At 75.1% G+C, this 25419-nt stretch carries 17 protein-coding genes and 1 pseudogene; 9 read left to right on the top strand and 9 right to left on the bottom strand.

Annotated features, from left to right (window positions below; all coding sequences use genetic code 11):
- The 4 genes from ABZW32_RS28400 to ABZW32_RS28385 form a co-directional block, all read left to right on the top strand.
- Positions 1-1779 (top strand): helix-turn-helix transcriptional regulator (locus tag ABZW32_RS28400; RefSeq protein WP_356221011.1); only part of this gene is annotated, 1779 nt, incomplete at its 5' end.
- 112 nt (positions 1780-1891) lie between these two features.
- Positions 1892-2500, top strand: coding sequence for a DUF6426 family protein (locus ABZW32_RS28395; RefSeq protein WP_356221008.1), 609 nt, complete (start codon positions 1892-1894; stop codon positions 2498-2500).
- Complete coding sequence (locus ABZW32_RS28390) at positions 2500-3585, top strand: Fic family protein (protein WP_356221005.1); 1086 nt, start codon at positions 2500-2502, stop codon at positions 3583-3585. Before ABZW32_RS28395 ends, ABZW32_RS28390 begins: the two co-directional genes overlap by 1 nt.
- Before the next feature lie 70 nt (positions 3586-3655).
- On the top strand, positions 3656-4096 hold the full coding sequence (locus ABZW32_RS28385; protein ID WP_356221002.1) for a hypothetical protein: 441 nt from the start codon (positions 3656-3658) through the stop codon (positions 4094-4096).
- A gap of 52 nt (positions 4097-4148) precedes the next feature.
- Here ABZW32_RS28385 and ABZW32_RS28380 read toward each other — a convergent pair whose 3' ends face one another.
- Entirely contained in the window at positions 4149-5375 is a 1227-nt protein-coding gene (locus ABZW32_RS28380) for a cytochrome P450 (RefSeq protein ID WP_356221001.1), read from the bottom strand.
- Between the two features lie 207 nt (positions 5376-5582).
- On the opposite strand from ABZW32_RS28380, the pseudogene ABZW32_RS28375 reads away from it, so the two are divergent.
- From ABZW32_RS28375 to raiA, 3 genes and pseudogenes are all read left to right on the top strand, one after another.
- Positions 5583-5885: pseudogene (locus ABZW32_RS28375) on the top strand (DUF4436 family protein); the annotation flags it as partial.
- Between the two features lie 68 nt (positions 5886-5953).
- Entirely contained in the window at positions 5954-7537 is a 1584-nt protein-coding gene (locus ABZW32_RS28370; RefSeq protein ID WP_356220998.1) for a Helicase associated domain protein, read from the top strand.
- 34 nt (positions 7538-7571) lie between these two features.
- On the top strand, positions 7572-7868 hold the full coding sequence (gene raiA / locus ABZW32_RS28365; protein ID WP_356220996.1) for a ribosome-associated translation inhibitor RaiA: 297 nt from the start codon (positions 7572-7574) through the stop codon (positions 7866-7868).
- Between the two features lie 53 nt (positions 7869-7921).
- Here the strand turns inward: raiA and ABZW32_RS28360 are convergent, their stop codons facing one another.
- The 4 genes from ABZW32_RS28360 to ABZW32_RS28345 form a co-directional block, all read right to left on the bottom strand.
- Positions 7922-9601, bottom strand: coding sequence for a nitroreductase family protein (locus ABZW32_RS28360; protein WP_356220993.1), 1680 nt, complete (start codon positions 9599-9601; stop codon positions 7922-7924).
- A gap of 32 nt (positions 9602-9633) precedes the next feature.
- Entirely contained in the window at positions 9634-11682 is a 2049-nt protein-coding gene (locus tag ABZW32_RS28355; protein ID WP_356220990.1) for a TOMM precursor leader peptide-binding protein, read from the bottom strand.
- Positions 11683-11790: 108 nt separating this feature from the next.
- Positions 11791-11949, bottom strand: coding sequence for a hypothetical protein (locus ABZW32_RS28350; protein ID WP_356220988.1), 159 nt, complete (start codon positions 11947-11949; stop codon positions 11791-11793).
- A gap of 94 nt (positions 11950-12043) precedes the next feature.
- Positions 12044-14374 (bottom strand): hypothetical protein, encoded by a 2331-nt coding sequence (locus ABZW32_RS28345; protein WP_356220985.1) that lies wholly within the window; start codon positions 14372-14374, stop codon positions 12044-12046.
- 468 nt (positions 14375-14842) lie between these two features.
- Here ABZW32_RS28345 and ABZW32_RS28340 point away from each other — a divergent pair, with 468 nt between their 5' ends.
- Positions 14843-17668: a BTAD domain-containing putative transcriptional regulator gene (locus tag ABZW32_RS28340; RefSeq protein ID WP_356220982.1), complete on the top strand. Its 2826-nt coding sequence runs from the start codon at positions 14843-14845 to the stop codon at positions 17666-17668.
- 23 nt (positions 17669-17691) lie between these two features.
- On the opposite strand, the gene ABZW32_RS28335 is transcribed toward ABZW32_RS28340, so the two are convergent.
- The 3 genes from ABZW32_RS28335 to ABZW32_RS28325 all read right to left on the bottom strand — a co-directional run bounded on the left by ABZW32_RS28335 (position 17692) and on the right by ABZW32_RS28325 (position 23187).
- The gene (locus ABZW32_RS28335) at positions 17692-21084 is read right to left on the bottom strand and encodes a PDZ domain-containing protein (protein WP_356220980.1); all 3393 of its coding nucleotides are present in this window, start codon (positions 21082-21084) and stop codon (positions 17692-17694) included.
- Positions 21085-21523: 439 nt separating this feature from the next.
- Positions 21524-22168 (bottom strand): GAP family protein, encoded by a 645-nt coding sequence (locus tag ABZW32_RS28330; RefSeq protein WP_356221016.1) that lies wholly within the window; start codon positions 22166-22168, stop codon positions 21524-21526.
- Positions 22169-22395: 227 nt separating this feature from the next.
- Positions 22396-23187 (bottom strand): DUF4239 domain-containing protein, encoded by a 792-nt coding sequence (locus tag ABZW32_RS28325; RefSeq protein ID WP_356220977.1) that lies wholly within the window; start codon positions 23185-23187, stop codon positions 22396-22398.
- A gap of 208 nt (positions 23188-23395) precedes the next feature.
- On the opposite strand from ABZW32_RS28325, the gene ABZW32_RS28320 reads away from it, so the two are divergent.
- Entirely contained in the window at positions 23396-24430 is a 1035-nt protein-coding gene (locus tag ABZW32_RS28320) for a WYL domain-containing protein (RefSeq protein WP_356220975.1), read from the top strand.
- On the opposite strand, the gene ABZW32_RS28315 is transcribed toward ABZW32_RS28320, so the two are convergent.
- Positions 24421-25386, bottom strand: coding sequence for an SDR family oxidoreductase (locus ABZW32_RS28315; protein ID WP_356220972.1), 966 nt, complete (start codon positions 25384-25386; stop codon positions 24421-24423). The genes ABZW32_RS28320 and ABZW32_RS28315 overlap by 10 nt on opposite strands.
- Positions 25387-25419 lie beyond the last annotated feature (33 nt).

The raw sequence follows: 25419 nt of genomic DNA, 5'->3' as shown, positions 1-25419 counted from the left end.
GAACCCGCCCTGCCGGCAGCCGCCGACCCCGCCGCGGCCTTACGCGTACTCGCCGAAGGCGCCGCCGAGGTCCTCGCCCGCGAGCCCGCCACCGCCGCCCGCTGGCTGCGCCTCACCCTGGAATACTCACCCGCCGAAGGCGCGGACGCCGGGGCCCGCGCCCGCCTCGCGCTGGACTGCTGCCGGGCCCTCACCGCCGCCGGCCGTACGGAGGAGGCGCGCGCCCTGGCCCACGAACTCCTGCGCACCCCCGGTGCCCTGCCCGGCCGGCTCCGTACGGAGGCACTGGCGGTGTGCGTCGAGGCCGAGCGCCTCCTGGGGCGGTACGAGGAGGCCGACGCGACGGCCCGTACGGTCGTCGACGCCCTGGCCCGGCCCCTGTCCGCACCGCTGCCGGCGCAGACCGCGGGTCTCGTCTTCGACTACGGCCTCCTCCACGCGCTGCGCGGTACGGCCGCCGAGGTCCGCGGCCTCGCCCACGAGGCCGCCCGGGCCGTCGCCGGAGCGGACGGGGGCGAGAGGGAGGGTGAGGGGGAGGGCGTGTGCACCGCGCTCGGGGTTCTGGCGGCCTTTTGCGACAGCTATGTCGGCGACTTCGCGCGGGCCGCTCCCGAGGTCGCCCGATGCGCCCGGCTCGTCGACTCCCGCCCCGACACCGTGGCGGGACGCGCCCCCGAGGTGCTGGCCCTGCTGGGCTGTGCCGAACTGTTCGTGGAGCGGTTCGCCGACGCCCGCCGGCACCTCTCGCGGGGCCTGGCGACCGCGGGCGGGGGCGCGCACAAGCACATCGCGGTCAACCAGCTGCTCGGCCTGTCGATCCTGGACCAGTGGGCGGGCCGTCTCGATGCGGCGCAGCACCACGCCCACGAGGCAGAGCGGCTCGCCGGGGAGATCGGCGCCCCGGACGCGGCCGGACTCGCCCTCGCGCTGCGCGCCTCGGCACTGCTGTGGGCCGCCCCGCGGCGCAGGACCTCCGAGGCGGTGGAGTTGGCGGAGGCGGGGCTGCGGGCCACCGTTCCCGGCACCGGCTGGTGGGCGGGCTCCGCCCTGGGCCTGCTCGCGGTGGGCAGGCTGATCGGCGGTGACCCGGCCGCTTGCCTGCGCACTCTGGTGGAGGGCGGCGGCGAGGACCTCGCGCTGCTCCAACCCCCGTCCCGGCCCTCCCTGTTCGCCCTGATGACCGCTGCGGCGGCCCAGTGCGGCGACCTCGCCTCGGCCGCCCGCGCCGCCCGCGCGGCCGACGCCGCCGCCGCACGGCTGGGCAGGACACCGTTCCAGCAGGCGCAGGCGGACCGGGCGGGAGCCGCACTCGCCCTCGCGCACGGCGACCCCGCGCGTGCGGCCGACCTCTCCCTGAATGCCGCACGTGCCTTCAAGGCCTTGCGGATGCCGGTCCTGCAGGCGTGGACGCTGATCGCCGCGACCCCCGCCCTGGCCGCCGCGCACGGCCCTGCGGCGGCCCTCGGACCGCTCGACGAGGCCCTGGAGGCGGCACGGCGGTGCGGGGCGCTTCGCCTGTGCGAGGACGGTGCGCGGGCCCGGGCCGCGCTCACGGCCACCGCCCCCGTCTCCCGTCCGGCCGGTCCGCTCGCCACGCTCAGCGTCCGGGAGCGGGAGGTGGCCGAACTCGCCGCCGCCGGGCTGTCCTCGCGGCAGGTCGCCGAGCGCCTCGTCCTGAGCACCCGGACCGTCGAGACCCACCTCGGCAACGCCTACCGCAAGCTCGGTGTCTCCTCGCGGGTGGCCCTGGCCCGGCTCCTCGGGCCCCCGGTTGCGTAGGTGCCTTGCGTAGACCTACGGATGTCCGCCGGCACGGCGGCCGCCAGACTCCTCCACGACGGGGGCGCGCAGCGCGCACCCCACCCCCCAACTCACCTCCTGTGGAGAGACCGTGCAGCTCAAGAAAGCGCTGGGTGCCGTGGCACTCGGCGTCACCGTCCTCACCGCCGCGCCCGCCCTGGTGGTCCCGCAGGCGGCGTTCGCCGCCGACTGCTACACGAGCTGCGACCCGTGGGACGACAACATCAACGACCCCATCCTCGTCATCGGGCACACGCCGCCGGAGTCGGACCACAGCGGCCAGCCCTGGTACGGGGGCGGCGGCGGCGCGGGCGGCTCGCACACCACCGCCATCGTGGCCAGCGAGGGCAAGAAGTGGGAGGAGCAGGCCGACGACCTCCCCAAGTGCCAGCGCAACAGCGGCGACACCGTCCTCCAGGTCAACCGCACCATCACCTACACGGTGTCGGTGAAGGTCAACGCGAGCCTGACGGCCGATCTGAGCGCCGCGCTGAAGGCCGCCGTGGGCACGGAGCTCAACACCACGATGAACAAGTCCTACGGACTGACCACGAGCCTCAACCCGGGCCAGAGCATCGGCCTCTACATCGAGTACCAGACCAACGTCTACGCGATCACCACCACGAGCAGCGCAGGCCAGACCACCCAACTGGTGAACGTCACCGCTCCCACCGGCGTGGTCACGGCCCGCAGTTGCTGATGGCCGCTCCCGCCACCGCGGCGGTACGACGGATCCGTCCCGTCGTACCGCCGCCGGGCGCCGTGTGCATACCCGCCGACGCCCGCGCCCGTGCCCTCGACGCACTCGCCGACCTGGCGGCGGCCACCGCCGCGCACCTGGGCAACCCCGACCTCTTCCACCGGCCCCGTATCCGCACCCGGCTGCACCTGCGCCACGTGGACCCCGCCGATCCCGCGCTGCTCGCCGAGCGGATCGCCGACGCCGCGGAAGGCCGCACGACCGCCGGCCTGCTCGCCGTGGCTTCCGTACGCGAGGAGCTGCGCGAACGGCCCGGCCGACGGCCCTGTTTCACCCCGGACGCGCTCGCGGAGCTGCACCGGATGCTCGTGGCGGCAGACCCGAGCATCCCCGGCCCGGGTGGTTTCCGGCGCTCGCCCGCGCGCGTCACCTGGCCCGACGGGCAGCGCTTCGCCATCGCCGTCGCTCCGGGCCGGGCCCTGCACGGCCACGTCGAGCGCTGGTACCGCTGGGCCGTGGGGACGGCGTCGCCGGCGCTGGACGCGGCCGCGTTCGGGATGCTGCGGCTGTTCACCGTCCACCCGTTCCCCGACGGCAACGGGCGCACCGCCCGCCTGCTCGCGCAGTGCGACCTGGTGGGCGCGGGCCTGCTGCCCGGCCTGCTGCTCGACATCGAGGGCTGGGTCGACGCCCACCGCGCGGAGCACGACGAGGCCGTCGTGGCCGGTGCCGAGGGACAGTGGGAGCGCTGGGGCGCCCTGTTCGCCCGGGCCGTCACCGATACGGCCCGGCACCGCACCGCCACCGTCATCGCGTACGGAAACCTCCTCGACGCGGCGCTCGGCCGGGTCGCGGGCGACCCGGCCGCTGCCGAGGTGTTGCGGCACTTGCGCTGCGGCCCGGCCGTGTCGGCCGAGTGGCTGCGCGGGCGTACCGCGCACGACCCCGGGCCCGCGCTGGTCCGGCTGCGGGACGCGCGGGTCCTCGCGGCCCACCCCCGTCTGGGGGACGCGCTGGTCCACCCGGGGCTGCTGGCCCTGCTGGACGCGCCGTACGAGCGGCGGGACCCTCCGGGAGAGGAGTGATCGGCGGTCGGCCGGCAGGGTGTGCCCCGCTGATACTTGGATCGAGACAGTGGAAGGGACGGGTGGATGCGTGGACGGTGACCTGCGGCGTGCGGTCGTCGTGGCCCTTGGCGAACTCGCGCGGGGCGACGACTGGCGCGACCGAGCGGATGCCGGTCACGGCCTGGCCGGGTTCGCCGAGATGCAGGAGGCCGTAGGGCCGCTGCTGGGGCTCGTGCTCGATCCTGGTGACACCTTCGTGACCCGGCGGACGGCGGAGGGCCTGCTTCGGCGAAGGGACAGGGTCGGACTCGGGATCATCGCGTCCGCGTTGGCAATCGCCGATGACCAGCACGCCGATTGGATCCACACCGCGGTCGTCGACGTCTTCGGCGTCTTCTCGAACGACCTGGACGAGGCGCTACGGCTCTGCGAGGAGTTGTCGGGCGACGCCGACGAGGGTGTTGCCCGGGGAGCCCGGCGGCTGCGCGAGAGCCTGGCCGAGATCGATCCGGTCCTCCGCCCCTCGTAATGGGGTCTCGATCACGTGTGTGCGCCGGGGTCGCCCCGTGGTCGGGAACCATTCACCAGGTCACGTGGAGGGTCTGCGGTGAACGGTGGATGAGTGTCGGACGCATCGACGGCGGCGGGCGGCGTTCGTCCAGCCTCAGGCCCGGCAGCGCGCGGGAGAACAGTTCCAGCGTCAGGCGGAGTTGCGCGCGTGCCAGGCGGGCGCCCGGGCAGGTGTGCGGGCCGTGGCCGAAGGCGAGGTGGCGCCGGTCCACGGGGCGCCGGATGTCGAAGCGGTCCGCGCCCGCGTGGCGCTGCTCGTCGCGGTTGGCCGAAGCGTAGGCCACGAGCACGGCGGCTCCCGCCGGCAGCCGCGTACCGGCCAGCGTCACCGGTCGCGTCGTGACCCGCCTGAAGGCCTGGATCGCCGTGTCGAAGCGGGCGCATTCCTCCACGGCGGCCTCGGTCACCAGCGGATCCGAGCAGAGCAGTGACCACTGCTCCCGGTCGCCCAGCAGGTGCAGCAGAGCGGTTGAGATCAGCGCGCTCGTCGTCAGGAAGCCCGCGATCAGCAGGTTCTGCAGGTTGGCGACCAGCTCGTGGCGCTGTTCGAGCGTCAACTCGCCGTCCCCGGGGGCGAGGGCCGCCACCAGGTCCGAGCACAGGTCCTCGCGCGGGTGGGCGCGGCGGTCGCGCACGTATCCGTCGAGGAGGACCTGGAGTGCGACGACGTCCTCGGCGGCGGCCGCCTGGCCGGAGGGGGTCAGGGGGCGGAACAGCAACTCCTCTGCCCGGTAGCCCCCGTGCACCGCGGCGGGGACGTCTGCCGGGTCCAGTCCGATGAGCCGCCCGATGACCAGACCGGGCAGCCGGCGGGCGTACGCCCCCACCAGCTCGGCGGAGCCGTCGGAGGCGAAGGCGTCCAGCAGCTCGCGCGCCTGCTCGCGGGCGTACGGCAGTACGGCGTCGACCCGGCCCGGGGCCAGCCCCTGGTTCAGCGGGATCCGGTAGTGGCGGTGGGCCGCGCCGTCCGAGGAGACCACGGTCGGCCGCGGCCCGAACCCCCGGGCGAGGACGCCGAGGGCGGCTTCCGACACGGGGACGTCCGGCAGCAGCGCGTTGGCGGAGGAGAAGTCCTCGGCACGACGTAGCACTTCGCGTACGTCGCCGTCGCGCGCGACCAGCCAGGCCTCGGCCTCGGGTATCCAGGTCAGCCCGTCGGCGCGGCGGGCGCGTGCGTAGTGCGGATAGGGGTCGCGGTAGAAGGCGTCCCGGAGCGTCCGCTGGTCCCCTGCTGACACGCAGCCTCCCTGTCGGTGCCGGCACCCGGGAGGAACGCCCCGGTGCGACGGGCATCCTGCCCGAGACGGGGTCCGGCCGGAAGGGGGCGATGGAACCGTCCTCGGCCCACCCCTCCGCCCGGGTTGCCGGGCGGTGCCGACACACCCGCCCGGTTGCGGTGGATCGTCGGCGCGGTGGACGAGGATCGCAGTGCAGACCGCCGCCGCATGGGTGCGAGGTCCGCCCCCCCACCCCCGGACCCGCCTCGCCCACGCCGCTCCCCTGCCTCGATCCTGCCGGTGCTGGTTCCGATCGCGGTCCTGATCGTGGTGGCGGTGGCCGTGGGGTCCTGGCTGCAGTTCAGCGAGCGGCAGGCGGTCGACACGGTCCACGCCGTCGGATCCGGGGCCACCGACCAGGTGGACGTGGAGGCCACCGTCCAACGCGTCGATGCCGCGGCCAGAGAGCTGGTACTGCGGGTCCGGGTCAGCCCGCGCGGGGCCCTCGGCGAGGAGGAGGGGTCCGCCCCGGTGGCCGATCTCAACCTCCAGACCTCCGCGGCGGCCCTCGGGGACCTGGCGTTCAAGGCCTGGAGCGGGTGGCGGGGCGGCTGCACGCCGTCGACCCGGCCCGGCACCCGGCGAAGGTGTGGACGGGGTGGCTGCGCGGGGAGCACGAGGCCGGACACCGGGCCGCCGTCCTCGCCGGCTTCGGCCATCGGGCCGGCCGCGCCGTGCTCGCGAACTGCCGCGTTCTGGGCGGGGGCGTCGACATCCGGGCGGTGGACAGCGTGGCGCTGATCGACCCCAAGGGATCCGCCGTCGACATCGTCCAGGCCATCGGCCGGGCCCTTCGGCAGACGCCCGGGGAAGGCAAGATGGCCACCCTGGTCGTGCCCGTGTTCCTGGCCGCCGACGAGGATCCCGAGGACATCGTCTCCTCGGGATCGTACGGGCCGCTGATTCGGGTCCTGAACGGTCTTCGGGCTCATGATGAACGCGCCGTGGAAATGCTCGCCATCCCACAGGAAGCACAGAAGCGCATCGTGCATCCGTCGCGACTGATCGGCTCCGCGCCCGACGACGGCAAGGAGGAGACGAGGCTGCTCCTGCGGTTCGCCGCCCCGCGCGACCCGGCGCTCATCGCGGAGTGGATCAGCTATCAGGTCTTCGACACCGAACGCCAGGACTGGCGCCGCGGCGCCGAAGCCGCGTGGCGGTTCCGGGAGCGGGAGCAACACCTGGAGGTGCCGTACGACCACGTGGAAGGCGCCTACCCGCTCGGACGGTGGCTCTCCGACCAGCGCCGGACCTTCCGCGCCGGGCAGATGAACGGGGAGCGTGCCGCCGGGCTGGAGGACCTGGGGATCGTGTGGGACACCGCCGACGCCGGCTTCGAGGCGAACCTCGGCGCCGCCCAGGCCTACTACGAACTGCACGGCACGCTCGCCGCCCCACGACACGCCACCATGCTCGACCGGGCCGTCGGACAATGGCTGACCAACATCAGGAGGCCCGGCGGGCTCGGCAAGGACCCGGCACGGGCACAGCGGCGGGCGGCGGCACTGGCAGCGATCGACCCCGACTGGAACCCGGGAGAATGCGGCTGGACCGTCGGCTGGCAGAGCCACTGCACGTACCTGGAACAGCTCCTGGACGACGGCGCGCGGCTCTCGGCGATCGTCCCGGGTGTGACCCGCCACGGCGAGGACATCGGGCGCTGGCTCACCACCCAACGACACGGCTGGAGCAGGCTGAACGAGGACCAGCGGAGCCGGCTCGGCGGACTCGGCGTGAAGAGGGTCGTGCCGGCCCGCAGGGCCGTGGCGAAGGCGGCCCCGGGCAGGCCGAGCGGCATGGCCTTCCGGTGGCCTCGAAGCACTCGCGCAGTACGTCGAGCGGGAGGGTCGGATGCCGGGGCGCGCCGTCGTCCAGGTCCTGCCCGACGGTGCCGGGCACCGCACCGGGATCTGGTACGCCAACCAGGAACAGCGCCGCGACCGGCTGTCCCCGGAGCAGCTGCGCGCACTCGCGGGCCTCGGCGTGTCGTGGGCGACGCCGGCGGCCCCGTCGTCGGCCGCCCCACACCCGGTCTCGGAGGAATCCGGCACGCAGTAATCGACCCAAAAGGGTATATAGCTCTGTCACGGCTTCGTTCGTGCCCGTCAAGGCACCTAGCCTGACCTGCGAGGACCTGTCAGAACCGAGAGGCAAAAGATGATCCACACACTCAACGGAGACAACGTCGAGATCACCGACGCACTGCGCGATCTCGTCGGCGAGAAGCTCGCCCGGCTCAACACGTTCGGCACCGAGACGACCAGCGCTCAGGTGAGCCTGAAGAGCAACGGCTCGGAGCAGACCGCCTCGGGCACCCTCCGGGTCGACGGCCAGGACCTCACCGCCATCACCGCGACGGCCCCGGACATGCACGCGGCCATCGACAGTCTCGTCGACAAGCTCTCCGCCCAGCTCAGGCGGCACACGCAGAGGCAGCACGGACGCCCCAGGTAGCGGACGCCCCCGGGGCGCCGCTTGTCCGCCGCGTGGTCGGGCGAGCGGGTTCGCTAGACGAGACGGTCGTCCAGGGTGGCTGTGCCCGGTAGGCGGGGGGCCAGGAACGCGCACAGGGACGTGCGGAGTTCGTCCTCCCAGTCCGCCGGGTCCGTCACGGCGTGGTCGACGGCGCGCAGATCGGTTCCCAGGACCAGTCCGCAGGCGAGTCCCAGGGCCTGGGCGGCGAGGTGGAGGTGCTGGGCGGCCGCCCCGGCTTCGGCGTGCGCGGACCGGTAGGCGTGGGCGCCGAGCGCGTCGAGGACGGGAGCCGGGCGCCAGGTGAAGGCGATGACCGCCGCGGCGTGTGCCACCGCGTAGTTGTCCAGGGCGTAGTCGTGTGGTGCGAGGCGGGATACCGAGCCGGTCCGCAGGAGGGCGTGCTGTTCGGGGCGGTACGCGTAGCTTCCGGGCCTGACCCCCTCGATCCGCTGCGCGATCACCCGCAGCCGGACCAGAGGGCGCTCCCCCGCCGCGGCTGCGGATCGCAGGACGGCCGCCAGGTCCTCGGCCGTCAGGGGGGTACAGGGATCCAGGCGGCCGACGGCCGAGCGGCGGCGGGACAGGAGGGCGGCCAGGTCCGCACCGGGTATCACGGCCGGGGGAAGCCGGAGGAGCGCGGACGGGGGCGACGGCTGGGACGGGGGCGTTCGGGGGGTGGCGGTCGGCGTGGTGGGGGGCCCGCCGCCGGTGGTGGCGTGGCGCAGGGCCTCCAGGAGGGGGAAGCTCCGGGGGCTGCGGGACTGCTCCCGGGGCCGGGGGCGGCCCGGGCCGCCGCCCTCGGGCGCGGGGGGTGGGGTCGTGCCGGGCAGGGGTGTGCGGCGTTCGTCCGGGTGCCAGGCCAGCGGCAGGACGGCGTAGGCGGATTCCTCGCCGGGGTCGAGGCCGAGGACCCGGTCGACGGCGCGCTCGTCGAAGTCCAGCACGGCCGTGGCCGGGTCGCCGGCGGCCCGCCGGAGCAGGTTCCAGGATCCCAGGAAGGCGCCGATGTCGTGGGTGGCCACGTGGTAGGCGAAGTTCCCGTACTTGAAGGCGGTCTTCCAGGGGCGCAGCGTGCAGATCAGGTATCCGCCGGTGGGCGGTGGGGTGCGGCCGGGGAGGGCCGCCCGGATCGCGGGGGTCGCGTCGCCCGTGGCGAGGCGCTCCAGGGTGTGGCGGCCGCTCGCGTAGTGCAGGAGGCCCGGCGCGAGGGGCAGTCCGGGGGCGGGCACCCAGTACAGCTCCCAGGGGTGGTTCGCGCCGCCCGACGGTGTGCCCCTGCCCCAGGCCGCGGTGGGGAGCCGGGCGCGCCGGGCCGCGTCGCCGTTCCAGTCGATCTGCCAACGCCGGGACAGGATTCCGGCCGTGAGGTGCAGGGCCCCGGCGAAGGACCGGAGGGTGAGACCGGGGTCGCCGCGTTCCGCCGCCGTACCCGATCGCGCGTCGGTGAGGGCGTACGCGAGGGCGTCCGCGAGGCTGCCGGCGCCGTCGGCCGGGCACGCCGTCGGCAGGGGGAACTCCTCGGCGCCGGGGTGGGCGGTGTGGGGCGAGGGACGGTCGGACCAGTCGGGGGTGAAGTCCGCGTCGTCGAGGGCGCGGCGCGGGCGGTCCCGGACTGCTGCGAGGTGGGCCAGTACGGTGACGACCCCCGCCGGACGGGTGGGGTGCGGGGCCGGTGGGAGCGAGGTCGCACGGGCTGCGTCGGATTCGGCCATGGTTCCTCGGGTCCTCTCGGCCGGGGGCGGATTCACAGGAAGGGGTGCGGGTGGCGGTGGATCTCGTCATCGGGCAGCGGCCGGGACCTCTTGCCCGCGCGCCAGGCCGCCGTCCGCAGGCGTTCGGTGTGCGGGGCGCGCTGGTAGTCCCAGCCGAAGTCGATGGGGACGAGCCCTGGCGCGATGACCGCGGCGGTCGAGACCCGGACGGCTTCCTGTTCGGGGCAGGTCTGCTCGACGACGATGACGTCCCGGGCGACGGTGCGGACCATGTCGACGTAGTGGAGCAGTTGGTCGCGCAGGTCGTCGTGCCGGGGCGGGGACCAGTCGGCGAATGCCTCGCGCAGCGTGCGGGTCGTCGTGCGGGGGCCGGGGAAGGGCGAGCGGTCCGCCATCTGCGGCAGGCCGTACAGGGCTCCGTGGTGGTCCAGTTCGGTCACCGCCGTGTAGTCGGCGGTCAGGGGGAGGAGTTCGGCTTCGTCGCGCACCGTGCGTTCGGCGAAGCCCGGCAGATAGCTGGCCACTTCGCGGACGGCAGCCAGGGCCGCGTCCTCCGGTTCCGGGGCCACGCCTGCCGACATGCAGAGGTTTCCCGGTCCCGGCGTGTGCAGCCGGGCCACGCAGAGGACGATCGGTATCGGCAGGTCGAGCCGCAGGTCGAAGAGGCGCACCTCGTATCCGAGGGCCCGCATGCGGTCTATCGCGGCCGCCGTCTGCGGGTCGGTGCAGCCGGCGGGGTCGATCTCGGGCAGGGTGGCGGCCGAGTACCAGGCCACCATGAAGGCGTCGCGTTCGACGAGTTCGAAGAGGCCGTGCAGGGCCGCCTCCTCCAGGCAGCCGCCGGTGGCGCAGCCGCTCGACGAGCCGAGGACGAACTGTTCGCGCAGCGGGTGCGGTCCGTAGTAGGCGAGTTGGGCGGGTACGAGGAGGGGGCCACCTCGGGTGAAGGAGTGGCCCCACACCCAGCCGATCTCACGGGTGGGGCTGAAGGGGACGAACGGCCGGGCGTGGTCGCGGTCGTGGAAGCCCTCCTCGTAGAGCACCGTGTCGCGGGGGTCGAGGGCGGGGCGGGCGGCCTCCGGGCCGGCCGTCGCGGAGTCCAGGTCGGCGAGGGCGGCCCGCAGGGCGGGCCGTCGGCCGTGCGGGCGCTGCCCGGCGTACCGTTCGAGGCCTTCGAGGAGGCCGAGGGCGCGACTCTCGCGGTAGCTCGCGGCGTGGCCGCCCCAGGTGATGTCGTACAGCGTGGTGCGGTCCGACCGGCGTCCGCCGAGCCGCAGTCTGCCGGTGACGGGGGCGTTGATCCCGGTGGAGAGGCGATTGGCGCGCGAGGTGCCGAGGGCGCCGAAGAGGCGGTTGGTGAGCGCGTCGACGGGCAGTGGGACTGCGTGCCAGGGGCGCAGCCGGGTGAGGCCGGGTCGCGGGAGCGGCCGGGCGAGCGGGAAGCCCCGCGCCGCCGGCGGGCCGTCGTCGCGCGGGTGGGAGCAGTGGGGGCAGGCGGGGTCGGCCAGCAGGGTGAACCGGGCGGTGGCCCCGTTGGTGAGGTCGATCTCCAGGACGTCGCCCAGCCCTTCCGGACGGGCCCCCTCCGGGGTGTGTGACCATGCGTCCCTCAGCCGGTGCAGGGCGGCGGCGACGGCGGGCACGTACCAGCCTGCGGGCACGGGGCTGCCCGGTCCGGCGGTGGAGTGGGCACCCGCGGACTCCAGTGCCTGGCGTTCGCGCTCGGGGCGCAGTCTCGTCCACCGGCGGCGCAGGCACGCGCCGCATGGGCGGGTCGTGCCGTCGGGGGCGTGCGCGGGGCCGATGAGGACGGTGTCGCCGTAGAGGTGGACGGGGATCGTCGGGTCACCCGGGGAAGGGTCGTGGGGCGGGCTGGTGCGGCCGGGCGGGGTGGTGCGGTCGGGCGGGTCGAGGGCCAGGCCCAGGGCCCGGACCGGCACGTGGGTCGTGGGGAGTACGTCGTCGTGGCGGGCGAGGTGGGCCCGCAGCTCCCGTACGAACGCCTCGTGGCGCGCGTCGGACGCGCTGACGGTGGGGGGCGCGGCGGGCAGTGGGCGGGACGTTGCGCGGGTGTTGGTCACTGGGTCTCCGTCAGGGCGCCGTGGTGACCGGCCCGGTGGGGCCGGTCACCACGGATCACACCGTTTCCAGGGTCACTGCCGCCGTCGTGCGACGGCCGACGCGGAGGGTCAGGCGTCCTCGCCGACCGGGGCGCCGCTGGTGGAGCAGCAGCCGACGTTGCTGCTACAGGTGGCGGCCAGCATGGTGGGGTCGTTCTCCATGCGGACCTGCTCCATCTGGAAGTCTTCGAGGGTCAGGTCGTCGTAGCTGCTGTTCTTGCCGGGCATGTGGTTCTCCTTCGGGGATGTACGGGTGGGGCGTCCGGGCGGCGGGACCGCCCGGCACTCCCCGGCCGGCCGGCCGGGGACATCTGGGGGCTGCTCAGGCCGGGCGCGGGGGTGCGCCGACGAGCAGGACCCGGCCGGCGAGCACGATGGGCTCTCCGGTCGGCGTACGGGGCAGGCCTGCGGGGGCCAGCTCCAGGAGGAGCGCGTCACGGCCCGGGCCGAGGAGGCCGAGGAGGTCGGCCAGACCGGCCGGGTCGGCCGGGTCGGCCGGGTCGGCCGGGTCAGCCGGGTCGGCCGGGTCGCCCGGGCGGCTGCCGAGGGACGGGGCCTCGGAGGCCACGACGGGGTCTGCGGGGGGTGCGGAGGCAGCGGCGGCTGCGGAGGGTGCAGGGGGTGCGGAGGCAGCGGAGGGTGCAGGAGGTGGAGAAACCGCAGGAGGTGTGGCATTCGTGCGGTCCAGAAGGTGTGTGACGTCTGTGAGGCTCAGGGGGTGGCCGGGCGGTGCGGGCCAGTCGGGCGGGCACAGGACGTGGTCCGGCCCGCCGGGTCCCCGTGCCGCGTCGGGGTGGGCCACCACACCGGCCAGCTCGCGCAGTGCCGTGGCGGCTGCCTCCCCCCGGGTCGGGCCGCCGCCCGCCACCTGGTGCGGACGTCCTCCGTCCGCGGGCTCGTGCCGGGCGAGGACGACCTCCAGGCCGTGTCCGGCGGCCGGCGGGAGGGCCGTCAGCGTGAGACGCCCCGCGCGCAGCAGGGACAGGGCGAGGGGCAGGTGCGGCGCGTCCACCTCGGCCGGGTCCACGGGGCCCGGGACGCTCCTGCCGTCCAGCCAGTCGCGCAGCCGCTCGTCCAGCAGCGCGGCGGTCAGGGCGGCCCCGACGACCTCGCGGACCGTGGCACCGACGCCCACGCCCCCGTCCGTGAGCGCCCGTTCCAGGGGGACCCAGACCGGTGCGTCGTCGCGCAGCCGCAGGGCCGGGGTCCAGGCCGTGCCGGTCCGCGCACTCGCCTCGGGGTAGGGCGCCGAACGTGCGCCCTCGGCGTCCAGTTGCGCCGCCGTGGCGTGCCGGACGGGCAGGAGGGCGGGTGCGTGGGTCGCGGCGTGCCGCAGCGCGCGCTCCGCCGCCCGGGCGCGGGCCCCGTGCGAGGTGGTGACGCCGAACCCGTGGGCCTCGCCCCCCACCGCGGCCGCCGTGCGGACGCGCGCCGACCGTACCGGGGTCTGCGGGAGGTCGTCGTCGTCGAACGCGCGCAGGATCGTGGTGGTGCGGCCGGACACCGAGCGGTAGCGGGTCAAGCGGTCCTCGGGTGAGGCCGGGAGGTCGAGGAGGCCCTCGCGGAACTCCTTGAGGCGGCTCCCGGTGGCACTGCCGTCCCCGGGGTGCGCGCCGCAGGCCGGGCAGTCCGCGCGCCGGGGAACGCGTTCGCGCCAGGTCTCCAGGGTGTCCGCGTCCTGGAGGACCACCGCTCCGAGGAGGTCCGGTTCCAGGGCGCCGGAGAGGTGTTTGAAGAGTTCCGTCGCGAGTTCGCCGGCGGTGACGGCCCGCAGGAGGGGGCTGAGGGTTCCTCGTGCGGTGCCCATCCGGTGGCGGGTGCGGTCCGCCGTCATCGACCCGTCGCGCAGGACGCGGGCGGCGAGGGGCTCGTCGGCGTGCTCGGCGAGCTGGAGTCCGAGGCAGGCGGGGCAGGCGGTGGCGTCCTGCCGGTCCGCGGCGTGCCGGTCCGCGGCGTGCCGGTCCGCGGCGTGTCGATCGGCCGGGGTCAGGGGGCCCTTGACGATGAGGTCTCCGTGGACCCGTGCGGTGAGGAAGGCCGCGCCCGTGCGGCGGGCGAGGTCGGCCAGCGGGCCGAGCAGTGCACCGGGCACCTCGTCGGGGGTGGCGATGACCGCCGTGGGCCGCCAGGCCGTGAGCGCCTCCTGCCAGCCGTCCGTCCAGGTCGCCGGGAGCCGGTCCAGCACGGCGGGTACGTCGGCGGGTACGGGACTCCCGGCGGACGCGGAGCCGTCGGGCGCGGTGACGGGCGGCGCGCCGCCGAGCAGCGCCAGGTGTCCGACGCCGTTGCGTGCCAGGGTCCGTACGGCGCTCCACGCTCCGCTGCCCGGACCGTTGCCGCCCAGTACGGCCACCCGGGCGTCGCGGACCCGGCAAAAGGCCCTGCGGGGGGTGCGGGTGTGGTGCGCGAGGTAGGCGAGCTGTTCGGCGAAACGCTCCTGTTCGTCGGAGTCGAGCAGATCCTCCGGTTCGTCGGCGAGGCTCCTGACGAACTCCTTGTCGGCGAGGTGGCGCACCAGTCCCGACAGGACGTCCGCCCGTTCCTCCGGCAGCCCGTCGCAGAGTTCCCGCAGGGTCGTCCCTCCCGCCAGGTCGCCGGCGAGCCGGCTCAGCCAGGCGTAGGCCGACGAGCCCTTGATGTAGAAGTCCCCCACACCGCTCCGCAGGAATGCACCGTCCTCCGATTCCAGGAAAACAGAATCCTGCCTCAGAAATATCCGCGTATCCGGTTCCAGCTTTTCCCGGCTGTTTTCCGATGTCACGCAACCCTCCCCCACGTCCTGAATGGCCGTCACTCCGAGGAGGCTAACAAGTTACCCGCGAGTCCATTCCAGGGATGATCATCAGAGAGCGGGCCGGATTTCCGTGACGAACACTAGAGGTTTACACATGCCCGGTTCCGCGCCGGAACGGGATATCCAAGACGTGGGCGCGAGCACGTTTCCACAGGGCTTGGAACGTGTACTTCCACATTGCGTTAGTGGATATCGTCCGGCTTATGCTGCGGATATTAGCGCAGCGTGAGCCGGGCGTTAGCGAGCGATAGCGGTACGCCCGGCACACGGCCGCCGCCGGCCGGGACGGCCGCGGCGCGCGAACGGATCGACGGAGGGGTTGTCCGCATGGAGTTCCGGGTTCTCGGGGAGGTCGCCGTGGCGACGGAGGGCGGGGAGGACCTCCCGCTCGGCCCCGCCAAACGGCGCAGTGTGCTGGCCGTGCTCCTGGTGCACGCCAACACCACCGTCACGGTCGACCGGCTCGCCCAGGCCCTCTGGGACAACGAGCCGCCGCGGCACGCCCGTACGGTGCTGCACGGGCACATCTCCCGGTTGCGCGGGCTGTTCGCCACGCACCGGGCGCAGGCGTACGGCGTCGAACTCGTCACCCTGGGCACGGCGTACCTGCTGCGCGTGCCCCCGGAACGGCTCGACGCCCACCGCTTCGGCGAGCTGCTCCGTCTCGCGCGGACCCGGACGGAACCCGAGGAGACGGCGGCCCTGCTGCACGACGCGCTCGCGCTGTGGCGCGGGACCGCCCTGCAGGGGACGGCGGCGACACGCGCTCTGGGCAGTGCGGCGCACGCCCTGGAGGAACTGAGACTGACCGCCGTACAGGAGTTGGCGGAGTCCCGTGCGCGGCTCGGCGACCACGCCTCCGCCGTGTCGGTGCTCCGGGCCGCGGCCGCGGCGCACCCGTTGCGCGAGCAGCTGGCCGCGGCCCTGATGGGCGCCCTGGCCCGGGCCGGCCGGGCGACGGAGGCGCGCGAGCTGTTCCTCCGTACCCGCGCGCTGCTCGCGCAACGGTCCGGGGCCGAGCCCGGCCCGGCCCTCGTCCACGCGTACTCCGCCCTGCCGGGCGGCGAGGCGGACGCCGTCAGCGCCACGCCGGACGAGAGCCATCCGCACGGCACCGGCGCCGTCGCCACGGGAGGGCTTCACGTCGGCGGCGCCGTGGATACGGGGGATGCCGCCGGCACGACGACCGCCGGGGGCACCGCCCGCCGTCGGCTCCCCGGCGCCGTACTCACACGCCCGACGCCGCCCGACGCAGTCGCGGACCCCGTCGCAGTCGCGGACCTGCTCCCGCGCCGGACCCGGGGATTCGCGGGGCGCGCGGGCGAGCTGGCGGCGCTGGACCGGGCCACGGCCGGCCTTCCCGGTCCGCTCGCGACGATCATCGGCGGCGCCGGGACGGGAAAGACGGCACTGGCGGTGCACTGGGCGCACCGGCGCCGGAGCGACTTCCCCGACGGGCTGCTCTTCGTGGACCTGCGCGGCTACAGCCCCGCTCCGGCCCGCGACACCACCTCCGTCCTGCGCGAGTTCCTGCTCGCCCTCGGTGTCCCGGCCGACGGCATACCGCAGACCCCGGACGGCATGGCCGCCCGCTACCGTGCGCTGACGGCGGGGCGCCGTCTGCTGGTCGTCCTGGACAACGCGCGCGGTTCGCGGCAGGTCCGCCCCCTCCTGCCGGGCGGTGAGCACTGTGTCACGCTCGTCACCAGCCGCGACCGGCTCGACGGCCTGGTCGCCTCGGACGCGGCCCGACCGCTGCCGCTGGCCGCGCTGCCCACCGACGAGTCACTGGCCCTGCTCGCGGCGGTCCTGGGCGAGGAACCCGTCCGGGCCGAGCCCGAGCCGGCGGCCCGTCTCGTGCGGCTGTGCGAGGGGCTGCCCCTGGCCCTACGGGTCGCCGCGGCCCGCATCGCCACCCGCCCGCACACCGGTCTGGGCCGCCTCGCCGACGAGCTGGCGGACGAGCAGCAGCGACTGGAGCTGCTGGACCTGGAGGACACGGGGGTCGCGGCGGCCCTCGGGCTGACGGTCCACCACCTGCCCGATCCGGCCCGTCGCATGTTCCGGTCCCTCGGCGTGCACACCGGGGGCACCCTGGACACGGGGACGGCCGCCGCCCTCGCCGGGTGCTCGCCCCGGCAGGCGGCCTCGGCCCTGGACCGGCTGGCCGCCGCCCATCTGCTCACCCCCACCGGGCCCGAGTCGTACGCGGTGCACGACCTCGTACGGCTCTTCGCGCGCACCGACTCCCCGGTCGCCGATCCGCGTGCGACGGCCCGGCTCCTGGACCACTGGCTGCACACCCTGCTCGCCGCGGCCGCGGCGGCCGAGCCCGGCAGCGAGCCCTGCTGCACGCTGCCGGCCGGGACGGGCCGGGCCGCGGGCGTGCGCCGCTTCGGCGACCGCGCTGACGCGCTGGCCTGGTACGCGGCCGAACGCGACACCCTGCGCGGGGCCGTCGCCACGGCGGTCGACGCGAGGTTGCACTCCCACGCCTGGCGGCTGGTCCTCCTTCAGTGGCCGCTCGTCCTGTGGCAGTCCCGGGACGGCTGGACGCCCCTGCTTGAACTGGGTCTGCGCTCGGCGGAGGAGGCCGGCGAGCCCGGCGCCCAGTCCCGTGCCCGCGCGCTGCTCGGGTGGGTCCTGATCGAGGAGGGCAGGCCCGAGGAGGCACTGACCCACCTCGAACGCGCCCCGGCACTCGCCGCCCTCGCGGGGGACACGGCCGGTGAGGCCGTCGCCCGGATCAACCTGGCCGCCGCCCTGGGCGGGCACGGCCGGCACGAGCAGGCCCGGGAGCAGCTCGCGCGGGCCCTCGTACTCGCGGAACGCGGTGCCCCCGCCGAGACGGTCACCCTGGCCCACCTGCACCTCGCCCGGCACTTCGTGAGCACCGGCGCCTACCCGGAGGCCGCCGAACACGCCTCCAACGGACTGGCCCTGGCCGCGCCGCCCGTCTCGGCGCCCCGGCGCGTGGTGCTGCGGACGCTGAGCGGGGAGGCGCTGGCCGGCATGGGCCGCACCGAGGACGCCGTACGCCAGTTGACCGACGCGGTGCGGGAGGCCGCGGCACACGCCTACGCCGAGGGGGAGTCGGCGGCCCGCGCGGCGCTGACGGCCCTGGGCGCCGGCGGGGGGCCGGTACGCCTCTGACGGAGGCCCGGCCGGGGGTGTGTTCAGGCCCCCGGCCCGGCTGCCGGGGGTTCGGGCGCGCGCAGGGGCGGGGTCCGGTCCACGGCCGCCAGCGCCACGGCGATGGCCGTGTCCAGTTGCGGATCGGCACCGGCCGCCCGGTCGTGCGGGGCGACGACCACCGCGATGTCCGGTTCGACTCCCCGGTTCTCCAGCTCCCATCCGCCGTGGACGAACCAGAAGGCACCCCGGGGATGGACCAGGCGCGTGCCGTCGACCAGCCCGTGGGCCACCTCCATGCCCCGGACGCCGCCCCAGGTCCGCGTGCCCACCACGGGGCCGAGGCCCCTCGCGCGCACCGCCGCGATCGCGTTGTCGCCGTCGGAGCCGGACAGTTCGTCGGCGAGGAAGACCAGGGGGCCGCGGGCGGCCAGGGGCGGGTAGGACTCCGGTGTGCTGCCGCGCCGCAGCTGCCATCCCACCGGACGGCGCGCGAGGCGTTCGAGGACCATCGCCGAGAGGTGGCCGCCGCTGTTGCCCCGAAAGTCGACGAGCAGCCCGTCCGCGCCCGCCTCGGCCCGCAGGTCGCGGTGCAGCTGGGCCCAGCCGGTCGCCATCATGTCGGGTACGTGCACGTAGCCGAGCCGGCCCCGGCTCCCTTCCCGTACGCGCGCCCGTCGGGTACGGACCAGGTCGTGGTAGCGCAGGGCGGTTTCGCAGGCCAGTGGTACGACGACGATCCGGCGGTCGGGGCCTCCGGAAGCCGGTCGTACCGTCAGTTCGACCGGGCGGTCGGCGCTCCCCCACAGCAGGGGCGCGGGTCCGGCGGCCGGGTCCACGGGACGGCCGTCCACGGCCAGCAGGGCGTCTCCGGCGCGCACCCCCGTCCCCGGGGCGGCCAGGGGCGACCGGGCCGCCGGGGCCGAGCTCTCGCCCGGCACGATCCGCTCGATCCGCCACGTCCCGCCGGGATCGGGCGCGAGGTCGGCGCCGAGGAGTCCGGGCCGGGCGGCCGCGGCCGCGTCGGTGCGCGGCCAGACGTAGGCGTGCGAGCAGCCCAGGTCACCGTGCGTCTCCCAGAGCAGGTCCGCGAACTCGGTGGCGTCGCCGATGCGTTCGAGCAGTGGCCGGTAGCGGGCCCAGGGCCCGCCGTCGTCGAGTTCCGGGAGGTCGGCGCGCCAGACGTTGTCCCGCATCAGCCGCTCGTCCTCGGCGAAGGCCTGCGCCCACTCGGCCGCCGGGTCGACGGTGACCGTCACCCGCCCGAGCTGCACCGGCCGCTCCCCCGCTCCGCCGGCCGTTTCGGGGCCGAGGGGGCGGACGAGCAGGTCGGAGCCGTCGCGCACCAGTACGTGGCCGCCCGCGCCGGTCACCTCGTACGCGTCGACGCCTTCGCGGACCGTGGTGAGGGTGCGGGTGCCCAGGTCCCAGCGTTCGAGGCGGGGGCGCGGAGGAGGCGCCGCCGTACCCGTCCAGCGGTCGCCGAGGGTGCCGACGGCCGGTGTGCGGATCCACAGGAGGGCTCCGCGCGCGGCCGTCAGCCGGCCGTACTCGGCGGCCCGCACCGGGAAGGCGACGATCCGGTCCCCCAGGCCCACGGGATCGACCACGGTCGGGGCGGGGGCGGCGGCGGTCGGTGCGGGGAGCGGGAGGGGCTCCAGGAGAGGGGAGGGGGTGTCGGCGCCGAGGGTCAGCAGGTGGGGGCGCTTGGCGGCGAGGAACGCCAGGTCCAGGACGTGTGTCTCGTACTCCGGGTCGAACACCCGGTCCGACACGAACGCGAGGTGGGCGCCGTCGGGGGTGAAGGCGGGCGACTCGTCACGGAACCGCCCGTCGGTCGCCTCCACGACGGGGCCGCCCCCGATCGGGGCGAGCCGGATCTGCCGCAGGCCTTCGGGGCGGGGGTGGGACCAGGCGAGCCACTTCCCGTCCGGGGAGAAGGCCAGCCCGGAGACCTCCTCGTGCGCGCTGCGGTCGAGTTCGGTGACCGCGCCCGTGGCGGCGTCCACGACGAGGACGCGGCCGTCGTGGGAGGCGACGGCCAGGGACCTGCCGCGCTCGCAGGCACGCCATTCCATGACCCGGCCCAGGCGTCCGGCCGCGAGGACGCGGGGCGGGGAGGGACGGGCGGGGTCTGGGGCGGGGGCGGAGTGCGGGGTCGGGTCCACGGCCGGGTCCACTGCCGGGTCCAGGATCTCCAGGGCGTCGCGGCCCGCGACGTCCGACACCCAGGCGATCCGGCCCGTCGCCCCGAGGGCCCTCGGCATCCGGCACCGTACGCCGGGGCGGTGCGACAGCAGGAGGGGCGGGACTCCCTTGCCGTCGCCGTCGCCGTCGCCGACCGCGTGGTGGCCGCCGTCCGCGTCATGACCGTCGGCATCGGCCTCGGCGTCGGCGTCGGCGTCGGCGTCGGGCAGGAGATGGACCGTGCCGCGTACCTCCAGCAGGCAGCCCGGGGCGCCGTGCACCCCCGCGAAGTCGCCCGACCACCGCGTGCCCGACACCCGGTACGGGGCCCGCCCCGGGCGGGCCCCGGTCAGGCGTATGTCGACCCTGACCGGCTCGGTGCCGTACGCGGTGTCCGCCAGCAGCCACAGGTCACCGCCGCTCTGGTACACGACCCGTGTCCCGTCGGTGGCGGCATTGCGCGCCGCGAAGCCCGGGTGCACGCCGTCGGGGGTGTGCGGGCGCGGGTCGGAGCCGTCCTGCGGGCTCGACCACAGCCGGGCGCGGCCTCCTCCGGCATCGCTCAGCCAGCCGATGCGGCGCCCCGTCCCGGACGGCGAGGCGAACCACATCGGGCATTCGAGGTCGGCTTCGCGGTCGCCGTGTCCCGCGGGCACGACGGGCTCGAACCGGAGGTCCGCACCGGCCTCGGTGTCGTGCGGACCGGCTCCGGGGCGTGCCAGCCACAACCGGCCCACGGCACCGCCGCGGTAGCGCTTCCAGTGGGCGGCTTGCGGGAACATCGTGACGCTGCGCAGCAGCACTTCCCCCTCCGGCCCGACGGCCAGGTCACCGACCGGCCCGTACGGCAGGCGACGCGGGGGGCCGCCGTCCGGGGCGACGGCCCAGGCCCAGGTGGCGAGCGGAGAGTGGGTGTGCTGGGCGGTGAGGACCAGCACCTCGCCGCGCGGGGTCCAGCCCGCGACCCGGGTGCGGGCGTGGCCGAAGTGGGTGAGCCTGCGCGGGGGTCCGCCGTCGACGGGGGCGACGTAGGCCTCCGGTAGGCCGTCGCGGTGCGAGGTCCAGGCCAGGAGGGTGCCGTCCGGTGAGATTCTGGGGTGGGCGGCGCGGGCCCGGTCCGAGGTGAGCCGCCTGGCGGGGCCGCCGGAGACGGGAACGCCCCACACCTCGCCGTCGGCGGTGAAGACCAGCAGGTCGCCGTGGAGGTGGGGGTGGGCGGCGTAGGGCCGGGCGGACGGCGCGGAAGACACGGGGGCTCCTGGGAGGTGCGGGGCGGGCCGTCCGGCAGGCGCCGCGCGGGCCCGTGGAACCGGTCCGGACTCCCGCCCGCCGTTCCCCCCGTGTCCGGCCCCCGGTTCGTGGCCGGGCGTACGCGGACGTGGTTCCGGGATTCCCCGAGCGGGCGTGGACCGTGTGCGCTCCCCCGCGCTTTCGGCCTGTCGGAACGCCCGAATGCCCGAAGGCCGGAACGTCAACGCCAGGAAACTATCAGCGTGCGGACGGATCGGATTCTTTGAAATCACCCAAGGTGTGGGCGGAATATCGCGCGAAAGTGAGATGATCACACACACTCGGCTGCACCGCTTGCGTTTCGCGCATGGAAGTGACAGGCCCGACGCGTGTCCTTCCGCGCTGCCGGAGCAGGCCCGTTTCAACACCGCGCCATTCCGGCCGGCGAAGGGTGTGTCGTCAGGTGACGAGCGCCAAGATGGCGCTCGCGGTCAGCCAGACTCCGGCCAGCAGGGAGAGGGTGACGATCAGCTGGTCCTGGTGGTGCTCCAGCCAGGTCCGCAGAGCGTGCAGCCGGGTCTGGGCGGCGTCCGGCGCCCAGACGGTGTACAGCTCCATGACCAGGAGGCTGAGGGTGGCCAGCAGGCAGTAGCCGGTCAGGGCGAGCCAGTCGGACAAGGAGGAGAGGTCGGCGTCGACGACCGTGGCCGCGCCGGCGCCGACCAGGGCCCACGGCTGGAGCAGCCAGGCGAGCGCGGCGGCGGTGCCGAGTGAGGCGTTGTCCACGCGGGCCGTCCAGCTCGGTGGCCGGCGCGGGCGGGGCGGCCGCCGGAGCCGGTAGCCGCCGAACAGCACCAGGCCGACGCCGATGGCCAGTTTGGCGGCGACCGCGGCGGTTGACGGCGTGCTGTGGTGAACGGGTGGCGTCCCGCCGGTCAGGAGCACGACGCAGGCGACCACGGCGACCAGGTTGGCCAGCCAGGACAGCAGGAAGGCGAGGCCCTTGCGCACACCTCGGCGCGACGCGAGCAGCAGGATGAAACCGCTGTTGTGCAGCGGTCCGAGGGTGATGGCCGTACCGATCACGACCAGGTCGACGACCATCGGCACAACCGCTCCCGGAGGTCAGGGCCGCCCGGGGTCGCCGGACGGGCGATGCGCACGCGTGCCCAGTGGGCGGGGGCGGCGGAGGCCGATTGGTGCCCGTCTCGACTTTGCGGCCCGCGGCCCGACGGGTCAAGCCGGCCACGCCGGTGCCGCGCAGGCCGCTGCCCCGTCGCGGGCAGGGGCGGGCCGCGCTCTTCGGGCCGGGTGGGCGCCGTGTCGCCGGTTCACGGGGTCCAGTACCGGGCCAGGGCTCCTTCCCGGTACGGGGCGGGGCTGACGCTGAGGTCCCCGGAGAAGGGGCGGTCCAGGACGAAGACCAGCAGCAGGCTGAAGCCGACGAGCCCGGCGACCGAGGCGACGAACAGGACCTGGACCCTCAGCTTGCGCAGACCGTAGAGGAACGTGAGCGGGATCAGGACCAGCGCTCCGCCGAAGGCCAGGGCCTGGAGCAGCGGGGGCAGTTCCCGGCGGGCCATGGTGATGCGGGCGCGGCGCTGGGAGGCGATGTCGTTGAGATGGCCGACGGCCTGCTCGTAGAAGACCTGCTGTGCCTGGCCTTGCGGTTCGTACGTCTGGAGCACCCGGAACGCGTCCTGCAGATGGGCTTCCGTGGCCCCGTAGCTGGGGTTTCCCGCACGCATCAGGGGCCATTGGTCCTCGACGACGGCGTGGACGTAGCCGCTCACGGCCGCATCGAGACGGGCGCGCACCGCTTCCGGGAACGCGCCGGCGTCACGGGTGATGAGCGCCGCGTTGGTGGCCTCGGAGGCGACGATGGTCTGGGTGTCCTCCAGTTGCGTCCACAGGGTGACGATCACGAACGCGAGGATGATCCCGTAGATCGCACCGAACATCCCCAGGGTCACGCCGACCATGTCGTTGTGCTCACCCTTGGCCAGCGACGGGTACCTACGGCGCAGCAGCACGCTGCCGGCGACGGCGAGGAGGACGGTTCCGCCGACGGCGACGACGGCCAGGGTGGTGGTGCTGTAGTGGTTGAGCAGCCATAGCGACATGTGCGTGGAGTGTAGGCCGGACGAACCACCCCTCGGACCACGGCTTCGAGCGCCCCCGCGGGCCCGCGCGAGGACATTCACACCACCGGGTGACGGCCGGTTCGCGCGACCGGGCGCGTGCCCGCGCCGTGCCCCCGTCTTCCCCCTCCGCAGCGGCCACCGCTCGGGCGCGCTGGGTCCGGGGCGCCGGGTCCGCGATGCTGTGGGCATGCGTGCTGCCCGCCTGATCCGTATGGCCCTCCTCCTCCAGTCGAGCCCCGGCCTGACCGCCGCGTCCCTCGCCCGGGAGCTGGGCGTCTCCGAACGTACGGTGATCCGCGACGCCCAGGCCCTGCAGGAGGCGGGCGTTCCCGTCCGGTCCGAGCGTGGTCGCACGGGCGGCTACCACCTGGCGCCGGGCCACCGGACCCGGCTGACCACGCTGCATCCCACCGAGGCGGAGACGCTCTACCTCTCCGGTCTGCCCGCGGCCCTGCGCGATCTCGGGCTGTCGGGCCCCGCGGACACGGCCCGGCTGAAGCTGTCGGCCACCTTGCTCCCGTCGCTGCGTGCGGCGGCCGAGTCGTCGGTGCGCCGCTTCCACCTCGACGCCCCGGCCTGGTTCCGCGAGCCGTCGGCGCCGGAGTTGCTGCCGGAGCTGGCGCGCGCCGTGTGGTCCGACCGCGCGGTCGAGCTGGCGTACGCGCGGCCCGGGCGGGACGGCGCGGCGCCCCGGAGCGTGATCCGGTTGCTGGAGCCGTACGGGCTCGTCCTGAAGGCGGGGGTGTGGTACGTCGTGGGCCGTGTCCCGGGTGGGCGGCCGGGCCGGGGCGGCGCCTGGCGTACCTACCGCGTCGACCGTGTCACCGCGCTGTCCCCGGCCCCCGGCGCCGATGAACCGTTCGTCCGCGAACCGTCGTTCGACCTGGCCGCGCACTGGCAGGAGCACGCCGCCGGGTTCGCCCGGGCGCTGCTGCGCGCGACCGTCACCGTACGTCTGACGGAGCGGGGGCTGCGCCGGCTGCCCGCCGTGGCGGATCCGGCGGGGGTGGGCGAGGCGCTGGCGTCGGCGTCCGCGCCGGACCCCGCCGGGCGCGTCACGCTCGACCTGCCGGTGGAGTCGGACGACGTCGCCTTCGCCCAGCTGACCGGCCTGGGCGCGGAGGTGGAGGTACTGGCTCCGCCGGGCCTGCGCGCACGCTTCCGGGAGCACGCGCAGGCCCTCGCCGCCCTGTACGGCGCGGAGCCGGAGGTTCAGCGGTAGTCGTCCGGTGAGCCGTCCTTGCCGCCGAAGACGACGTCCTCGAAGTAGGCCCAGGCGTCGGGCCGGCTGCCGTCCAGGTCCCGTACGCCGTAGGCCTTGGCGAGGTCCCCGCTGGAGGCGGACTTCCCGTTCCAGCGGGCCGCCCGGGCCGGGTCGGCGGCGAGGGCGGCGACCGCGCGGGCGAGGTAGTACGGGGACTCGGCGATGGCGAAGTCCGGCACCTGCGCCACGGCGTCGCGCCAGTTCTCCTCCGTGACGCCGAAGTGGGTGAGCATCTGCTCCGAGCGCAGGAAGCCCGGTGTGACGGCCACCGCCATGCCCCCGTACTCCGCCAGCTCCTGGCCCAGTCCGAAGGCGATCCGGATGGGGGCGTTCTTCGCGAGGTCGTAGTAGAGGTTCTCGCGGTAGCGGCGGTTGGAGCGCGCCGTGCCGTCGGTGACCTCCACGTGCAGCGGCGCGTCCGAGCGGATCAGGAGCGGGAGGGCGAGTGCCGCGGTGATCACGTGCGAGCGCACTCCGAGTTCCAGGATGCGCAGTCCGTCGGCGAGCGGTGTCTCCCAGCTCTTCTTGCCGAAGACGGAACCGGCCGTCAGGTGCTCGCCGCCCCACAGGTCGTTGACGAGGATGTCGAGCCTTCCCCGGTCGCGGTCGATCCGGCCGACGAGGGCCCGTACCCGATCCTCGTCCAGGTGATCGGTGGGCACCGCGATGCCGGTGCCGCCGGCCGCCGTGACGAGCTCCGCGGTCTCCTCGATGGTCTCCGTGGTCCGGCCTACCTCGCTGACGTGCTCGCGGGTGGTGCGGCCGGTGACGTACACCGTGGCGCCGGCGCGGCCGAGTTCGACGGCGAGGGCACGTCCGGCGCCGCGGGTCGCCCCGGCGACGAGTGCGATCCGGTCGGCGAGGGGGGTGTTGTGGTCGAGGTGCCGGGCGGTCGTGTCGGTGTTTTTGTCCATGTCACCACCGTGCATGCCAAAGGTGACAGATCA

The sequence above is a fragment of the Streptomyces sp. NPDC004667 genome, from assembly GCF_040609475.1.
Lineage (GTDB): Bacteria > Actinomycetota > Actinomycetes > Streptomycetales > Streptomycetaceae > Streptomyces.
This window is presented reverse-complemented; position numbering and strand designations above follow the sequence as displayed.

Excerpts from the sequence above, each read along its gene's own strand:
- ABZW32_RS28330 (WP_356221016.1), bottom strand. The coding sequence starts at position 22,168 with ATGGTCGTCGACCTGGTCGTGATCGGTACGGCCATCACCCTCGGACCG.
- ABZW32_RS28360 (WP_356220993.1), bottom strand. The coding sequence starts at position 9,601 with ATGGCCGAATCCGACGCAGCCCGTGCGACCTCGCTCCCACCGGCCCCG.
- ABZW32_RS28320 (WP_356220975.1), top strand. The coding sequence starts at position 23,396 with ATGCGTGCTGCCCGCCTGATCCGTATGGCCCTCCTCCTCCAGTCGAGC.
- ABZW32_RS28350 (WP_356220988.1), bottom strand. The coding sequence starts at position 11,949 with ATGCCCGGCAAGAACAGCAGCTACGACGACCTGACCCTCGAAGACTTC.
- ABZW32_RS28325 (WP_356220977.1), bottom strand. The coding sequence starts at position 23,187 with ATGTCGCTATGGCTGCTCAACCACTACAGCACCACCACCCTGGCCGTC.
- ABZW32_RS28315 (WP_356220972.1), bottom strand. The coding sequence starts at position 25,386 with ATGGACAAAAACACCGACACGACCGCCCGGCACCTCGACCACAACACC.
- ABZW32_RS28390 (WP_356221005.1), top strand. The coding sequence starts at position 2,500 with ATGGCCGCTCCCGCCACCGCGGCGGTACGACGGATCCGTCCCGTCGTA.
- ABZW32_RS28340 (WP_356220982.1), top strand. The coding sequence starts at position 14,843 with ATGGAGTTCCGGGTTCTCGGGGAGGTCGCCGTGGCGACGGAGGGCGGG.
- raiA (WP_356220996.1), top strand. The coding sequence starts at position 7,572 with ATGATCCACACACTCAACGGAGACAACGTCGAGATCACCGACGCACTG.